This window comes from Ferrimonas sediminicola, from assembly GCF_005116715.1.
Classification (GTDB): domain Bacteria; phylum Pseudomonadota; class Gammaproteobacteria; order Enterobacterales; family Shewanellaceae; genus Ferrimonas; species Ferrimonas sediminicola.
Genome location: NZ_SWCI01000007.1, coordinates 16,564 through 31,030, shown reverse-complemented (window position 1 = coordinate 31,030; position 14,467 = coordinate 16,564). Strand labels below are relative to the sequence as shown.

Here is a 14,467-nt window from a genome sequence, read left to right as displayed (position 1 = left end):
TCATCCAAAAAGTAATTTTATAGGTAGTGGGAGAACAACACGTAGGCCCAGGTAGCGGTGGCCATCAACAGGACCAGCAGCACCGCTGCCGACCCCATGTCTTTGGCCTGGCCCGAAAGGGGATGGAACTCGTCTCCGATGCGATCAACCACCGCCTCGATGGCGGAGTTGAGCAACTCGACTATGATCACCGCCACCAGCGAGCCGATTAGCAACAGCTTTTCGAGCCCGCTAACAGGCAACCACAGAGCCAGGGGCACCAGCACCAGAAGCCCAACCAACTCCTGGCGAAACGCCGCTTCACTTCTCCAGGCCGCCCTGAGGCCCAACCAGGAGTAGCGGGTTGCATAGATGATTCGTAAGAAGCCGGTCTGATTGGATTTCACACTGTTGCCCTGAATTGCATTGTCTCGAGGCGGAGTTGTAACAGAGATGACATGAAAGTTTTGTAAACGCCTGGCATGGATCGGCGGAGATACTAGCCTGATAAAACAAAAGGCTCCCTGGTTGGGAGCCCGTCGTCGCGTGAAATATCTAATTCGCGGCCGGCAGCCGCGTGGTGGTGCATTCCTTGCGATGGCAGAGTCTGCCCCCGCGGGGAAATCGGTTCCAGAAAAACAGCCAAACGATAACTAAAAACGCGCATGAGTTCACATCTTGAGCGAGAGTGGGAGCCGGGACGATCAAACTCAACCCTAATCAACCAGGATGACCATTTCACTTACAAACGATGACAACGAGGAAGCGCCCACCGACGCCCCCCGTAGCCAGTGGCTTAATACCCCAGGGTGGCGGCGCCCATGCGCCTGGGGTCGGATGCGCCCATCAGCCCCTCCTCGGTGACCATGATGGACTGGGTGCTGCCCATGGAGGGTTTGACGCTCACCTTGTGACCCATCGTCTCCAGCAGGCGCTTGGTATCCGGATTGATGCTCTTTTCGACCCGGATCTCATCGGGGTACCACTGGTGGTGGATTCGGGAGGCCGCCGTCGCCTCCGCCACGTTCATGTCGTGGTCGATAACATTGACGATCACCTGCAGGGTGGTGGAGATGATCCTCGAGCCGCCCGGGCTGCCGGTCACCAGGTAGGGCTTGCCCGCCTTCATCACTATGGTGGGGCTCATGGAGCTCAGTGGGCGCTTGCCCGGCTGCACCTCATTGGCTTCGCCGCCGATCAGGCCATAGCCGTTGGGCGTGCCGGGTTTGGCGGAGAAATCGTCCATCTCGTTGTTCAGCAAGATGCCGGTGCCTTCGGCCACCAGACCGGAGCCATAGCTGAAGTTCAGGGTATAGGTGTTGGACACCGCGTTGCCCCACTTGTCCACCACCGAATAGTGGGTGGTCTGATCGCTCTCGTAGGGGACGGGGTTACCCGGCTTGATGTTACTCGAGGGCGTGGCGTGGCTGGGGTCGATCCCCTTCAGCAGCTTGGCCGCATAGGCCCGGCTGGTGAGCCCGGCTACCGGGACCTTGGTGAAATCGGGATCCCCCAGGTATTCACTGCGGTCCGCATAGGCCCGGCGCATGGTCTCCGCCATCCAGTGGATCGACTGGGCGCTGCCTGCCCCCATCTCGGCCATCGGCTTGTGCTCCAGCATGTTGAGCATCTGGATGATATGCACCCCTCCCGAGGAGGGAGGTGGCATGGAGATCACCTCATAGCCGCGATACTCACCACGAACCGGCTGACGCTCCACCGCCCGGTAGTTGGCCAGGTCCGCCTCGGTCATCACTCCGCCAGCCTGTTGCACCGCCTTGGCGATCAGCCGCGCGGTCTCCCCCTTGTAGAAGCCGTCCCTGCCGCCATCAGCAATGCGTTTGAGGGATGCCGCCAGATCCCGTTGAACCAGCTTATCGCCCGGGGCATAGAGGCCGCCACCGGCCTTGTAGAACACCTTCTCGGTGCTGGGCCAGCGCCCCAGGCGCTTCTTCAGGCCCTCAAGGCTGTTGGCCAGATCCGCAGACACCAGGATCCCCTCCTCGGCCAGGGCAATGGCCGGCGCCAGCACCTGTTTGAGACTCATGGTGCCATACTTGCTCAGCGCCAGATCCAGGCCGTAGACGGTACCGGGTACCCCCACCGCCAGCCCATGGAAACGCGACAGTTCCGTCACCGCGTCACCCTGCTCGTCCAGGAACATATCCCTGTGGGCCCGCCCAGGAGCCATCTCTCGGTAGTCGATGGCGATGTCCTGGTCCGAGTCGGCCAGGTGCACCACCATGAACCCACCGCCTCCCAGGTTGCCCGCCCGGGGCAGAGTAACCGCCAGGGCGAAGCCCACGGCGACGGCGGCGTCCACGGCATTACCACCACGACGCAGGATCTCCACCCCCACTTCGGAGGCGAGCCGCTCCTGGCTGGCCACCATGCCATGCTGGGCCCACACCGGGTGGGTGACGTCCATCTGGCTGTAGATGGAAGGTTGGTTGGCCTCGACCGGGGAGGCACCGATGAACAACGACAGCGCCACCAGCGCCACCATCAAAGGTTTTCCTTGGGTTCTCACTTAAGAGGTTCCTTGCTTGTAATATCTGACTTGTTCGCCCCAGTACTCCACCATGCCGTGCTGCTCGAAGCCCAGCTTCAGCAGTACCCGGTGGGAGGCCTCATTGCGGGGATCGGTCAGGGCCACGACCGCACCCGTATCCCAATGCTTCCGGGCGTAGCCGAGCATGGCACGGCCGCACTCGGTGGCGATCCCCCTCCCCCAAAACTCCGGAATAAAGCGGTAGCCGAAATCGGTTTTTTTCATTTCCGGTAGATACTTAAGACCACAGAAGCCGATCACCTGGCCGGTCTCCTTCCACACCACGGCCCAGCGGCCGTAGCCATAAGTGGCATAATCCTGGAAAAACACTTTGGCGATGATCTCCCTGGCCTCCTCCAGGCTCTGGACCCGACCGGCGTCACCGGTAAAGCGGGTCACCCTGGGATCGGCACTGAAGGCGTAGACCGCCTCGGCATCGTTACACTCGAAGGGCCTGAGCCTGACACGTTCGGTCTCTATCATTGCTGCTCTCCCTCAGCCTACCCCGAAGCGGGATCGCCCATAGTATCGAATTCACATCAGAATGACAGGCGTTTTTCCCTGCTTGCCAAACCGTGGTCAGGCTGGCTACCCTGAATCTTTGCCCAACCCTGGGAGAGATGATGCAACCGCTGATCACCGAGCGACTGACCATTCGTGAACTGACCCCTGAGGATGCTCCCTTCTACCTGAAGCTGCTCAACGAGCAGCCCTTCATCGACGGCATTCATGACAAGGGGGTCCGAAGCCTGGAGCAGGCCCGCCAGCATCTGGCGGACGGCCCCATCGCCAGCTACCGGGTTCACGGCTTTGGCATGTACCATCTGAGCCTGACCCGGGGAGGTGCCCCGGTGGGTATCGCCGGCCTGATAAAGCGGGAGGAGCTTCCCTGGCCGGACATCGGCTATGCCATCAGCGAAGCCTACTTCGGCCTGGGGCTGGCCACCGAGGCCTGCCGGGCGGTCATGAGCTATGCCCGGGAGGGCCTGGGGTTACCCGTGGTGGTCGGGGTGGTGTCGGAACACAACCTGGCCTCCCGGCGGGTGCTGCAGAAACTGGGATTGGAGGCGGACGGCAGCGTCGAACTGAACTCCGGAGAGCGGGTGGTACTCTACCGGAATCCGAGTCAGCCCAGGCAAATACCCAGCGACCGCTGAGCAGGTAGTTGGACACCATGCCCGCCGATGCCACCCCGTCTCGATTGGCCGCAGAGACCATCTTGCCATCGACATTTTCTTCACAAACAGGGCATCATACTGGCCAGAGTAACCTGGATCCGGACAACCGATGGACTGCCTGAAAGACGCCAAACTGCTGCTGGTGGAAGACAACCGCGAGATCGCCGGCATCCTCTTCGATTTCTTCGAAGCCAAAGAGGTGGAGTTGGATTACGCCGACAACGGCGAACTGGGACTGAAGCTGGCCCTGGACAGCAGTTTCGATGCCATCATCCTGGACCTGATGCTGCCGCGCATGGACGGCTTCGAAGTGTGCCAGGCGCTGCGCAGCCAGGGGAAAGACACCCCGGTGCTGATGCTGACCGCCCTGGACAACCGCCGGGATACTCTGCAGGGATTCAAGCAGGGAGCCGATGACTACCTGACCAAGCCCTTCGATCTGGAGATCCTGGAGGCGCGCCTGCTGGCTTTGATCAGCCGCTACCGCGGCACCGTCACCACCGGCAAACTGCAGGTGGGCGAGCTGGAGATCGACACCAAGACCCGCCAGGCATGGCGCCAGGGACGCAAGCTCTGTGTCAATCCCACCACCTTCAAGATCCTGTCGGTGCTGGCCCACGCCGCACCCGGCGTGGTCAGCCGCGAGCAACTGACCGATGCCATCTGGGGCGACCAGCCCCCAAGTAACGATGTGCTGCGCAGCCACATCTACCAGCTGCGCAGCCAGTTGGACAAGCCCTTCACCAAGCCGATGCTGGTGACCGTCCCCAAGGTAGGCCTCAGACTGGAACTGAAACCGTGAGGCGCCATCGCTTCTCCAATGTCCGCAGCCTGACCGCCAGGTTGCTGCTGGTGTTCGGCGCCCTGGCCATCGCCGTCGGCCTGGCGATGATCACCCTGTTCAACACCGCCCTGCACTGGGGCGAGGATGCGGTGAACGAGCGTTCCCTGCAGATCTCCAAGGAGGTGGCGGTGGCCCGCTATCTGACCGGCGCGTCCGGGCCGCTGGAAATTGACCGCATAACCTACGCCTTCGACAACCTGGCGGACGTACCGGAGTTTGTCCCCAAGCGCCTGCTGGCAAGGCACTACGCCATCGAGGAGTTGCACCTGGAACTGGGTTCCGTCTACGTTCTGGTGACCGAGTTTCAGAAAGGAGGCGCCCGGGTGCCCCTGGTACTGGTGGCAGAAACCGAGTCGGTCGAGGTGACTGAAAGGGAGACCCTGCTGCTGAACCTGATGATTGTCACCGCCACCATAGGGATCATGATGGTGGTGGGCGTCATCGTCTACCTGCTCTCTATCCGACTGATCCAACCGGTCAAGGAGCTGGGCGACCAACTGGCCAGCCTGAAGGATGATCCGCAGACGCCGCTCTACATGGCGGACACCGCCGCTGAAGAGTTCGTCAAGCTGACCGATGCCTTCAACCAGCACCGGGAGGATCTGGACAAGCTGATCCGTCGGGAGCAAGCCTTCGCCCGCTACGCCAGCCACGAGTTGCGTACCCCTCTGACCATTGTCCGCGGCGCCGCCAACCTGCTGGAGCACTCCACCAAAGCCGAGTTCGTGGCGCGTCAGCGCACCCGAATCCTCAGTGCTACCAAGGAGATGCAGACCATGGTGGACGCCCTGCTCTCCCTGGTCCGTTACGAAAAGAGCGAACACCTCATAGAACCCAGGGATCTCGGCGACGAGGAGCTACGGGAGATCGTCGACCAGGAGCAGATCGCCGCCGACAACAAGGCGGTCGGCCTCACCCTGTCGGTGACGGGCACACCGCAGATCCAGGCGGAACCAGCGGTGGTCAGGATGATCGTCGGCAACCTGTTGCGCAACGCCATCGCCGCCACCGGCAAAGGCGAAATAGGGGTGGAAATGGACGATCACAGCCTGTCCATCCTGGACCAGGGGCCGGGACTGGAGGGTGTCCAGTGCGGCGGTCACGGTCTGGGACTGTTGATCATCGAGGACCTGTGCCAGCGATACCGGTGGCGGTTCGCATTGGCCAACCGTGAACAGGGAGGGTGCGTGGCCCGCATCGAGTTTACCCACACTAGCCACTGAACTGGGCGCGGATCTCCAGCATCTTTGGCAGGCACTGGTGGAAAATCTCCACCAGCTCCGGATCGAAGTGAACCCCAGAGTGACTATCGATAAAGGCCACCGACTCCTCCACACTCCAGGCGGGTTTATAGGGGCGCTCTGAGGTGAGGGCGTCAAACACATCGGCGATGGCAACGATGCGGGCGGACAGCGGGATCTGCTGCCCCTTGAGCCCCTTGGGATAACCGGTGCCATCCCACTTCTCATGGTGAGCCAGGGCGATCTCCCTGGCCATATTCAGCAGCTCCGAGTCGTGACCGCTGAGGATGTCGGCGCCATACTCCGAGTGGCGCTTCATCTCCAGCCACTCCTCACCCTCCAGCCGCCCCGGCTTCTTCAAGATCGCATCGACGATGCCGATCTTGCCGATGTCGTGCATGGGGGAGGCGTTAAACAGCAGCTCGATCCACTCCTCACTGACATCCAGCTGCTGGGCGATCAGCCTGGAGTAGTGGCTCATGCGGATGACGTGCATGCCGGTCTCGTTGTCCTTGTACTCCGCCGCCCGTCCCAGGGTCTGAATCACCTTGAGCCGGGTCAGGGTCAGCTCCTCGGTCTTCTGCGCCACCTGGCGGGCCAGCTCCCGGTTCTGATCCGACAGCGCCAGGTGGGTGCGCACCCGCGCCTTGACCAGGGAGGGGTTGATCGGTTTGGTGATGTAGTCCACCGCCCCCAGCTCCAGGCCGCGGGTCTCATCCTCTACGGCAATTTTGGCGGTGACGAAGATGACGGGAATGTAGGCGGTGGTGGGTTCGCCCTTTAGGCGCTCGCACACCTCATAGCCGTCCATCTCCGGCATCATCACATCGAGCAGGATCATATCCGGACGGGGGTGGCGGGCGGCGATCTCCAGGGCCCGGGCGCCGCTGGTGGCGGCTTTCACTTTGTAGTCATGACGCAACACGGCGCTGAGCAGGTTGATGTTCTCAGGGTTATCATCCACCACCAGTATTACCGCGTTGTGCACCTAGCCCTCCTCCAGGGTCCACCCCTGAGATTCCAGCAGTTGCTCCAGCAGACTCAAAGCCTGTGGGAAATCGAACTGTTCCACCGCCTGGGCAATCTTGCCGAGCCGGCGACGTATCCCGGGCTCGCGGGCCTGGGCCAGCAGCTCGTCCAGCAGATCCACCGCTTCGGTATCATCATCCAGAAGCAGTTGCCTGAGGGTTTCCAGCTGCTTCAACCGAGCCCGGGGATCGCACTCTTTCATTGTAGACGCCGCCCGAGACTCTGGGCCCAGGTAGGCGATAATGGCCTGACGCACCGGCTGCAGTCTGGCCTCCACCGCCTCGGCCAGTGCCAACAGCTCCGCGTCGCTCTTGCGCTCGTCACAGCCACTCTCCAGCTGCTCCGCCGCCCTTTGCACCTCCCCCGCCCCGAGGTTGCCCGCTACCCCCTTCAGGGTGTGGGCCAGGCGGGTGGCCTCCTGGTGGCCGGATTTGAGCCGCAGGGCGAAGCTTTCCGCAAACGCCAGGTGGTCGGCGGCGAAATGGCGCAGCAGCTTGTCGATCAGCCCCTGGTTCCCCTGGGTCACCGCCGTCAGGTGACCCACATCGATCTCCGGCGTCAGCTGGGCCAGATCCTTGTGGGGCTCCGTCTCGGCCAGGCTGACCTCGGCCGCCCCCTTGTCAACCCAGCGGGCCAGGGTGGCAAACAGTTGCTCCACGTCGATGGGCTTGCCGATGTGGTCATTCATCCCGGCTTGCCGGGCCCGGTCGATGTCACGGCTCATCACGTTGGCGGTCATGGCGATGATGGGCAAGCTGTCCTGCCCGGGCATCGCCCGAATCGCCCGGGTGGCCTGATAGCCGTCCATCACCGGCATCTGCACATCCATCAGCACCGCATCGTACTCGCCGCCCCGGTTGATCCTGTCCAGAGCCTGCTGGCCGTCGGCCGCCACCTCGACGGTGAGGCCATTCTGCTCAAGCAGCTCCCTCGCCAGATCCTGATTGAACTCGTTGTCCTCCACCAGCAGCAGGTGAGCCCCCTGCAACTGACTCAGGGAGCGCTTCATCTGCTTACGCTTATCCAGCTTGCGATTGGTGCGCACCACCGCCTCGCCCCGGGCTTCACCGATGGCATCAAGCAGGGTGGAGGGGGTAATCGGCTTGCTCAGCACCCCGTTGAGAAGCTGGCCATTGTCCATCCCCTCCTGCATCGCCTCCTCACGGCCATAGGCGGTCACCATGATCACCTTGGGTTCACGATCCAGCTTGAGGTCGCCCATGGCCCGCAGGCAGCCGAAGCCATCGAGGTCTGGCATCTTCCAGTCGATGAACAGCAGGTCATAGTGGCCGGACGCCAGCAACTTGAGACACTGTTCACCCCCCTCGGCGCTGTCGGCACGGATGCCGAAGTTCTCCAGCATGCTCACCAGTATGGTGCGCGCCGAGGGGTTGTCGTCCACCACCAGGGCGCTGAGCTGAGACAACCGCTGGGCATCGAAGCGGGTGCGGGGTTCGGCGTTCTCCTGCACCTCCATCCAGACGGTGAAATTGAAGACGCTGCCCTCTCCCTGCTTGCTCTCCACCCAGATCTCCCCGCCCATCAGCTCGGTCAGGGTCTTGCTGATGGTCAGCCCCAATCCGGTGCCGCCATACTTGCGGGTGGTGGAGCTGTCCGCCTGGCTGAAGGCGCGAAACAGCCGCTGACGCTGCTCCCGGCTCATGCCGATGCCGCTGTCGCGCACAGAGAACAGCAGCTGGGCACGGCTGTTGTGCTGCTCCTGCAGCCGGATGGAGACGACGATCTCCCCCCGTTCGGTGAATTTGATGGCGTTGTTGCCCAGGTTGGTGAGGATCTGTCCCAGCCTCAGCGGGTCGCCGACGAGGGCCTGGGGCACATCAGACTCCACATTGAACAGCAGCTCCAGCCCCTTCTCCTCCGCCTTAAGGGCGATAAGGTTGCTCAGGTTGCTCAGCACGTCGTCCAGGTAGAATGGGGTCTGCTCCAGGGTCATCTTGCCCGCCTCGATCTTGGAGAAATCGAGGATGTCGTTGATGATCCCCAGCAGCGCCTCGGCGGAGCGGTGTACCTTCTCGATGAAAGAGCGCTGCTTGCGATCCAGGTCGGTCTCAAGGGCTAGGTAGGACATGCCGATGATGGCGTTCATCGGCGTGCGGATCTCGTGGCTCATGTTGGCCAGGAACTCACTCTTGGCTTCCGACGCCAGCTCCGCCTCCTGCTTGGCCTGGGCCAGATCCCGGGCCATGGTCTTGCGCTGGGTGATGTCGCTGAACACCACCACCGCCCCGACGATCTCCCCCTCCTTGACCACAGGGTGGGTGGCGTACTCGGCGGAGAAGCTCTGGCCGCTGCGCCGTTTCAGCAGAACGTCGTCCAGCTGCTCCTTGGAGCCTCGGCTCAGGGTCAGCCCCAGCGGGCTGGGCCGGGGCGGCCCCTCCTGCTCCAGCATCAGCAGCGGCTCCAGAGCGCGTCCGACGATCGCCTCCTCCTGGTAGCCGAGCATCGCCAGGGCCGCGGGGTTGACGAAGTTTATCCGCCCCTCCACATCGGTACCGATGATCCCCTGGCCAACAGAGCCCAGCAGCAGGCGCACCTTCTCCTCGGAGAGGGAGAGTTCGCGGGTGCGCTGGCGCACCCGCTTGTCCAGCGAGGCCTTGGCCCGCATCAACCTCAGGTTGGCGTTCTTGCCCAGGCTCAGGGTGAACAGTATGGCCACCACGGCGAAGAACAGGGTCACCCCCAACACCAGGGAGAGGGTGGATTTCAGTGTGGTGTAGGCGAACATCGCCTCCCGCTCATCCATCTCGGTGGCAATGCCCACTCCCAGGATTTCGCTCCACTGCCACACCCCCACCACCGGAATGCCCCGGTAGTCCCGGTAAGGCTCCAGTGACGAGCCGCTTTGCACCAGGGAGATCGCCTTCGCCATCTTGGTCAGGGGGTGTTTACCCGGGGCGGGGATGAAACCCGCGGAGAGATCCCCGCCGGGATCGCGCACCTCGATAGCCCTCACGCTGGACTCACCGACGGCGATCTGTCCGGTGCGGATCAGCATCTCCTCGAACCGGCTGTTGGAGAGCAGCACCCCCTGCCGGTCCAGGGCATAGGTCTCGCCGGTCTCCCCGACCCGGCCGGCACCGATGATGGCGTTGAAGTCCCTCTGCGGATCCAGCCGCTCCGCCAGCACCGCAATCACCTTGCCGTAGCGGTTGAAGATGGGAATGGCCACGAACATGGTGAACCTCTGGCCTTCAATGTCGGAGGGCAGCGGCGGGATGAACAGACTCTGTCCGGAGAGCAGCTGAATGAACTGCCCGGGGCGGGCGGCGGCAATCAGGTTGCGCTCACCGATGGCCATTTCCCTGGCGGACGCCAGGGTGGTGCCATCCGGTGCAATGACGAAAAAGCCCAGATCACCCAACACCGAGTTCAGCGAGGCCAGCTCGCTTCGCAGCTGTTCCTGCTCATCGGACTGCAGCAGCAGCTGGGGGTGACGAGAGATGGCCAGCAGTCGCTCCACCATCTGGATGAAGTCCGGCTTCTGCGCCACCAGAGAGAGGGCCTGTTGCCGGCCCTCCACCATCGCCTCCAGGTTCTCCAGCACTGAGGAGGCGATCACCTCCAGGGAGATCTGGTTTCGCTCCTCCAGCACCCGCTTGTTGTAATCCAGCATCAACAGGCTCATGGCGATGACGAAGGTGACAAACACCGCGACGCCGATCACCACCAGGTAGCTGAACCTGGGGCTGCCAAACTGCAGCTCGGCCCTCTCTGAGTGCACAAAACGCTGCATCAGCTTGCCGAGGATAATCAGGGCGGTGATGATCACCACCAGCAGCGCCGTCAGCCAGCGCAGGTTCTCGTAGGTGCTGACCTCGGGCTCGGAGATATCGGTGGCGGTGAACAGCCATCGCCCCATGACTGCCCGTTTCTCCTCGGCGCTGATGGCATCAAGCCCCTTCTGAATGATCGACGCCAGCTCCGGAGCCCCCTTTCGAGTAAAGAACCTCAACGGGATATCTCCGAACGCGCTCTGGGGGATCCCCTTGATCCCCCCAATCAGGGCGCTGTTGAGGGTGTACTCCACCACCACCTGGGACTCGAAGGTGGCATCGGCATCTCCGTTGAGCACCATGTTGATGGCATCAAGCAGGGTGTCGGCGGGGACGATCTCAATCTCGGGAAAGGCGGCAGAGACCCGGTTCCAGCTGGTGTAGCCCCGTATCAGCGCCAGGCGTCTTCCACGCAGATCATCGAAACCGCTGATCTCGCTGTTCCCCGACTTCACATAGAGGAACTCCTTCACCATGAAGTAGGGTTTGGAGAAGATCCCGTAGGTTTCACGCTCGGGCAGGTGGAAGATGGCGGGGATCAGGTCCAGCTCGTCTTCGCGAACCCCTTCAAGCAGGTCCAGCCAGGGCCTGGACTCGTAACGGAACCTCAACCCGGTTTTCTGAGCGATAAGATCCAGAAAGCCGGCGGACAAACCACCGGCCTGGCCGTTGGGGCGCTCGAAGACGATGGGGGGCCAGTCCTCCACCGCCACGGTGACCACCGGGTTCTGCGCCATCCAGGCGCGCTCGGCCATGGTCAGCGGCACTCGCCCACTGGTCTCTGGCACCGCATGCGCCAACGGCATCCAGACACAAAGAAAGATCAGACAGAGTCGTACCATCAGTTGCATGCCGGCCCTCAACGAAATCGGTAAAGCAGCGACAGGCTGGCACCGAAGAGATCAGAGTCGTAAAACTCTACTCTCGCATCGGATTCAAAATAGAGCAATCCCAATCTAATATCCCATTGATTCAACCCCATAGGCTGGTGCCAGAACAAGTTGGCGCCCAGGCCATACTCCTCGGCATCCGGGGCCTTGTCGAACACCGGGTTCTTGGCATCGTAATCCCGATCGCCGTAGTAGCCGGTCACCGTGGCGCTGATGTTGACGCCGTCAAAATAGTAGGTCAGCTGCATCCCCTTGCTCTCGCCCTCGTTGGCCCGACCTTCGATGCTACGCTGGGTAAACAGCAGCGCCGGCATCAGCCGCTGGTTGTCGCTGAGCCTCCACAGGGCATTAAACTCGAAACGATGGTGCTCACCGTCGCGCCGCAGCATCGCCTGCTCATCCACCGTCAGTTCACCGGCAATCCGCAGCTCCTCCCCGGCCCGGTCCTCCTTCACATCGATGCGGCGGTAGGTGTAGCTGACCCCCAGGGTGGAACCGGCGATGGCGCTCCACCCCAGCCGCCCCCCCTGAGAGTCGCGATCGCTGCGGCTGCGGGGACCATCGGTCAGGAAGGGGTCCTGCCACACCTCGGTCGGCAGGGAGGAAAACACATAGCCCGCGGACACGATGCCCCACTCGCCCAGGCTGTGCCTGACCCCCAACTGGTGGGCCAGGTCGAAACGCACCATATCCTGCACCAGGTTGCCGGCAAACAGTTGAGTCTGCAGCCCCTCAAAGGTGTAGCGCAGATCCAGCAGCACCTCAGGTGAGGTGACCGATTCGGACCCGGGCGCCCGCTGCAGCCCGCGGCTCTGCTCATTGTCCAGATCGACAAGGCGGTTGCCGGTGACAAAGTTGGAGCTGACGTCGTAATAGGCCACGCCCGCCCCCAGGTAACCGCTCCAGCCGGGGAGATCGGGCATGGTCAGGGGATCGTTGGCCAGCGCCGAAGGAACAAACAGCAGGCTAGAGAGCAGAAACAGACGAGCAGGCATGGCGGCAGCTCCAGGATAAGAGGTTTATCGATCCTGGTTTGAGTATAGCCAGCGCTCAGGAAGCCATTGCTTCAGATTAAGAAAATGACGCGGTCTTCCTCTCTGCCCCCTGTGATCCCATCGCCAAAAACGGAAAAGTTTTCCTAGGGCGGGAACCTAATTTATTGGTAGCATTCCAACCTCGCATCTGCCCCTGGATCCCTGCTGCCGAAATGACACGACTGGTACTGCTGATTGTGCTAACCCTGCTCAGCCAGACCGCCAACGCGGTGCTGGAGGGACGGCATCTGCATATCGGTGGCGATCTGCAGAGCTTCGAGCTCCATTTCGATACTGGCGGTCACGGCCACGACCGCCACCACGACGACAGCCAGGATCACGCCCACTCCGAAGGGGAGACCTGCCTGCACCACCACTGCCATGCCGGCCACCTTGCCATCGTCACCGGCCAGTTCTCGCCCGCAAGTGACCCGCAACAGCAGCCGTTTCACTACCTGCGCCACTGTCCCGATGCCGCGCCTTCCGAACGTCTGAGACCCCCCATCGCCTGATCCTGCCGCTGCGGCCGCAGCAGCCGTGATCCTGGTCCCAACGCCTGGTGGCGTTGCAGACAGACCGACAGCATCCAGGCCAGTGGGCCTCAACCCCGCGCGCTTGAGGATCACCCCAGCCTGCTGCGGCTCCCGTTGAATCACCTTGATATTCAATTTGTCGCAGGATTCTATCTATGCACTTAATGATTCGCACTGCCCTGATGGCAGTGACCCTGGGCACCGCCACGGTTGCCCAGGCGGAGCTATGGTCCGACTTTGCCCGCCAGGCGCTGGAGCGCCTGGCGGCCCTGCCGGAGCTCCAGGCCAAACACGCCGAGCTGGAGCTCGCCAACCTGGCGGCTGGCACCGCCGACCAGCCCCTCTACAACCCGGATCTTTCCCTGGAGCTGGAGAGCCTCGGTGCCGATGGTGCCAAGGAGGAGATCACCCTGGGGCTGTCCCAGACGGTGGACTGGTCTGACAAACGCGACTATCGCGCCCGGCTGGCCCAGCTCAGTGCCCTGCAGGCCCTGGCTGAGTACCGCCAGTCCCGCAACCACGCCCTGGCCCGTCTGCTGATCGCCTGGGTCAACCTCGACCAGGCCCGCAGCCTGAGCCGCTACGCCGGCGAGCAGCAGCAGCGCACCCGCGCCATGCTGGAGCTGGCCGAGCGCATGGTCCGGGTGGGGGAACTGGCTCCCCTGGACAGGCAGCTCATTACCCTGGAGCTGGCCCGGATGACTGGCAACCTGGCCGATGCCCGCCAGCAACAGGCCCAGGCCAGGGCCGAAGTCAGACTCTCCGGCGGCAGCCCGGATCTGGCGCTGCCCGCCTGGTCGGCCAGCTTCCCCCTGCCCTCCACCGACGTGTCCCCGCAACTGCCCGCCCTCAAGGGAGCCTACCAGGGGGTCCTGGCGGCCCGCGCCGGCCTGGCACTGGCCCGCACCGAGGCCAAGGCCGACCCCACCCTCTCGGTGGGGGCCATCACCGACGGTGACGACACCAGCCTGCAGTTGGGGATCTCAGTGCCGCTGAACATCCGCAACCGTTACCAGGGCGAGATCGCCCAGGCCAACCAGGCGATCATCGTCGCCGAGAAACAGTTCCTCGACGCCTCCCGCACCCTGGCGATCACCCTGGAGTCACTGGCCGAACGCTATCAGGCGGTCAGCCGGGCCTACCAGAGCTGGCAACGGCTGACCCGGGACTCGCTGCAGAGCAGTGAGACACTGCTGCAGACCCTGTGGCGCGAGGGCGAGCTCCCCACCAGCCAGTACCTGCAGTCCCAACAGCAACTGACCGACACCCGGGCCACCGGAGCCGAACTGGCGGCGCAGCAGCGCACCCTGTGGATCGAGATGATGGCCCAGCGCGGCGAACTGGAAACCTGGCTGGTCAGCCAGGCACAGGCACAATGAATTCGAGGAACAACC

11 protein-coding genes are annotated in these 14,467 nt (G+C 62.8%); 5 read left to right on the top strand and 6 right to left on the bottom strand.

Annotated elements, in window-relative coordinates:
• Positions 1-17 precede the first annotated feature (17 nt).
• From FCL40_RS11790 to FCL40_RS11780, 3 genes are all read right to left on the bottom strand, one after another.
• Entirely contained in the window at positions 18-386 is a 369-nt protein-coding gene (locus tag FCL40_RS11790; RefSeq protein ID WP_136853501.1) for a diacylglycerol kinase, read from the bottom strand.
• Between the two features lie 389 nt (positions 387-775).
• Positions 776-2,485: a gamma-glutamyltransferase gene (gene ggt / locus FCL40_RS11785; RefSeq protein ID WP_136853680.1), complete on the bottom strand. Its 1,710-nt coding sequence runs from the start codon at positions 2,483-2,485 to the stop codon at positions 776-778.
• Positions 2,486-2,509: 24 nt separating this feature from the next.
• Positions 2,510-3,013: a GNAT family N-acetyltransferase gene (locus FCL40_RS11780; RefSeq protein WP_136853500.1), complete on the bottom strand. Its 504-nt coding sequence runs from the start codon at positions 3,011-3,013 to the stop codon at positions 2,510-2,512.
• A gap of 140 nt (positions 3,014-3,153) precedes the next feature.
• On the opposite strand from FCL40_RS11780, the gene FCL40_RS11775 reads away from it, so the two are divergent.
• The 3 genes from FCL40_RS11775 to FCL40_RS11765 all read left to right on the top strand — a co-directional run bounded on the left by FCL40_RS11775 (position 3,154) and on the right by FCL40_RS11765 (position 5,775).
• Positions 3,154-3,687: a GNAT family N-acetyltransferase gene (locus FCL40_RS11775; RefSeq protein WP_205729134.1), complete on the top strand. Its 534-nt coding sequence runs from the start codon at positions 3,154-3,156 to the stop codon at positions 3,685-3,687.
• 130 nt (positions 3,688-3,817) lie between these two features.
• Complete coding sequence (locus FCL40_RS11770) at positions 3,818-4,510, top strand: response regulator transcription factor (protein ID WP_136853498.1); 693 nt, start codon at positions 3,818-3,820, stop codon at positions 4,508-4,510.
• Complete coding sequence (locus FCL40_RS11765) at positions 4,507-5,775, top strand: sensor histidine kinase (RefSeq protein ID WP_136853497.1); 1,269 nt, start codon at positions 4,507-4,509, stop codon at positions 5,773-5,775. The genes FCL40_RS11770 and FCL40_RS11765 overlap by 4 nt, the downstream gene beginning before the upstream one ends.
• Here FCL40_RS11765 and FCL40_RS11760 read toward each other — a convergent pair.
• From FCL40_RS11760 to FCL40_RS11750, 3 genes are all read right to left on the bottom strand, one after another.
• The gene (locus FCL40_RS11760; protein ID WP_136853496.1) at positions 5,765-6,781 is read right to left on the bottom strand and encodes a response regulator; all 1,017 of its coding nucleotides are present in this window, start codon (positions 6,779-6,781) and stop codon (positions 5,765-5,767) included. The genes FCL40_RS11765 and FCL40_RS11760 overlap by 11 nt on opposite strands.
• Positions 6,782-11,404 carry a response regulator gene (locus FCL40_RS11755; RefSeq protein WP_169307096.1) on the bottom strand — a complete coding sequence of 1,541 codons (4,623 nt, stop codon included), beginning with the start codon at positions 11,402-11,404 and terminating at the stop codon, positions 6,782-6,784. It abuts the gene before it with no gap.
• 71 nt (positions 11,405-11,475) lie between these two features.
• Complete coding sequence (locus tag FCL40_RS11750; RefSeq protein WP_136853494.1) at positions 11,476-12,501, bottom strand: DUF2860 family protein; 1,026 nt, start codon at positions 12,499-12,501, stop codon at positions 11,476-11,478.
• Between the two features lie 212 nt (positions 12,502-12,713).
• Between FCL40_RS11750 and FCL40_RS11745 the strand changes: the two genes are divergently transcribed.
• Together FCL40_RS11745 and FCL40_RS11740 are read left to right on the top strand one after the other, a co-directional pair.
• Complete coding sequence (locus FCL40_RS11745; protein ID WP_136853493.1) at positions 12,714-13,052, top strand: hypothetical protein; 339 nt, start codon at positions 12,714-12,716, stop codon at positions 13,050-13,052.
• Between the two features lie 176 nt (positions 13,053-13,228).
• Positions 13,229-14,452: a TolC family protein gene (locus tag FCL40_RS11740; protein ID WP_136853492.1), complete on the top strand. Its 1,224-nt coding sequence runs from the start codon at positions 13,229-13,231 to the stop codon at positions 14,450-14,452.
• Positions 14,453-14,467 lie beyond the last annotated feature (15 nt).

Coding starts and splice junctions, on each gene's coding strand:
- FCL40_RS11770 (WP_136853498.1), top strand. CDS start 3,818: ATGGACTGCCTGAAAGACGCCAAACTGCTGCTGGTGGAAGACAACCGC.
- FCL40_RS11750 (WP_136853494.1), bottom strand. CDS start 12,501: ATGCCTGCTCGTCTGTTTCTGCTCTCTAGCCTGCTGTTTGTTCCTTCG.
- FCL40_RS11775 (WP_205729134.1), top strand. CDS start 3,154: ATGCAACCGCTGATCACCGAGCGACTGACCATTCGTGAACTGACCCCT.
- FCL40_RS11745 (WP_136853493.1), top strand. CDS start 12,714: ATGACACGACTGGTACTGCTGATTGTGCTAACCCTGCTCAGCCAGACC.
- FCL40_RS11740 (WP_136853492.1), top strand. CDS start 13,229: ATGCACTTAATGATTCGCACTGCCCTGATGGCAGTGACCCTGGGCACC.
- ggt (WP_136853680.1), bottom strand. CDS start 2,485: ATGGTGGCGCTGGTGGCGCTGTCGTTGTTCATCGGTGCCTCCCCGGTC.
- FCL40_RS11780 (WP_136853500.1), bottom strand. CDS start 3,013: ATGATAGAGACCGAACGTGTCAGGCTCAGGCCCTTCGAGTGTAACGAT.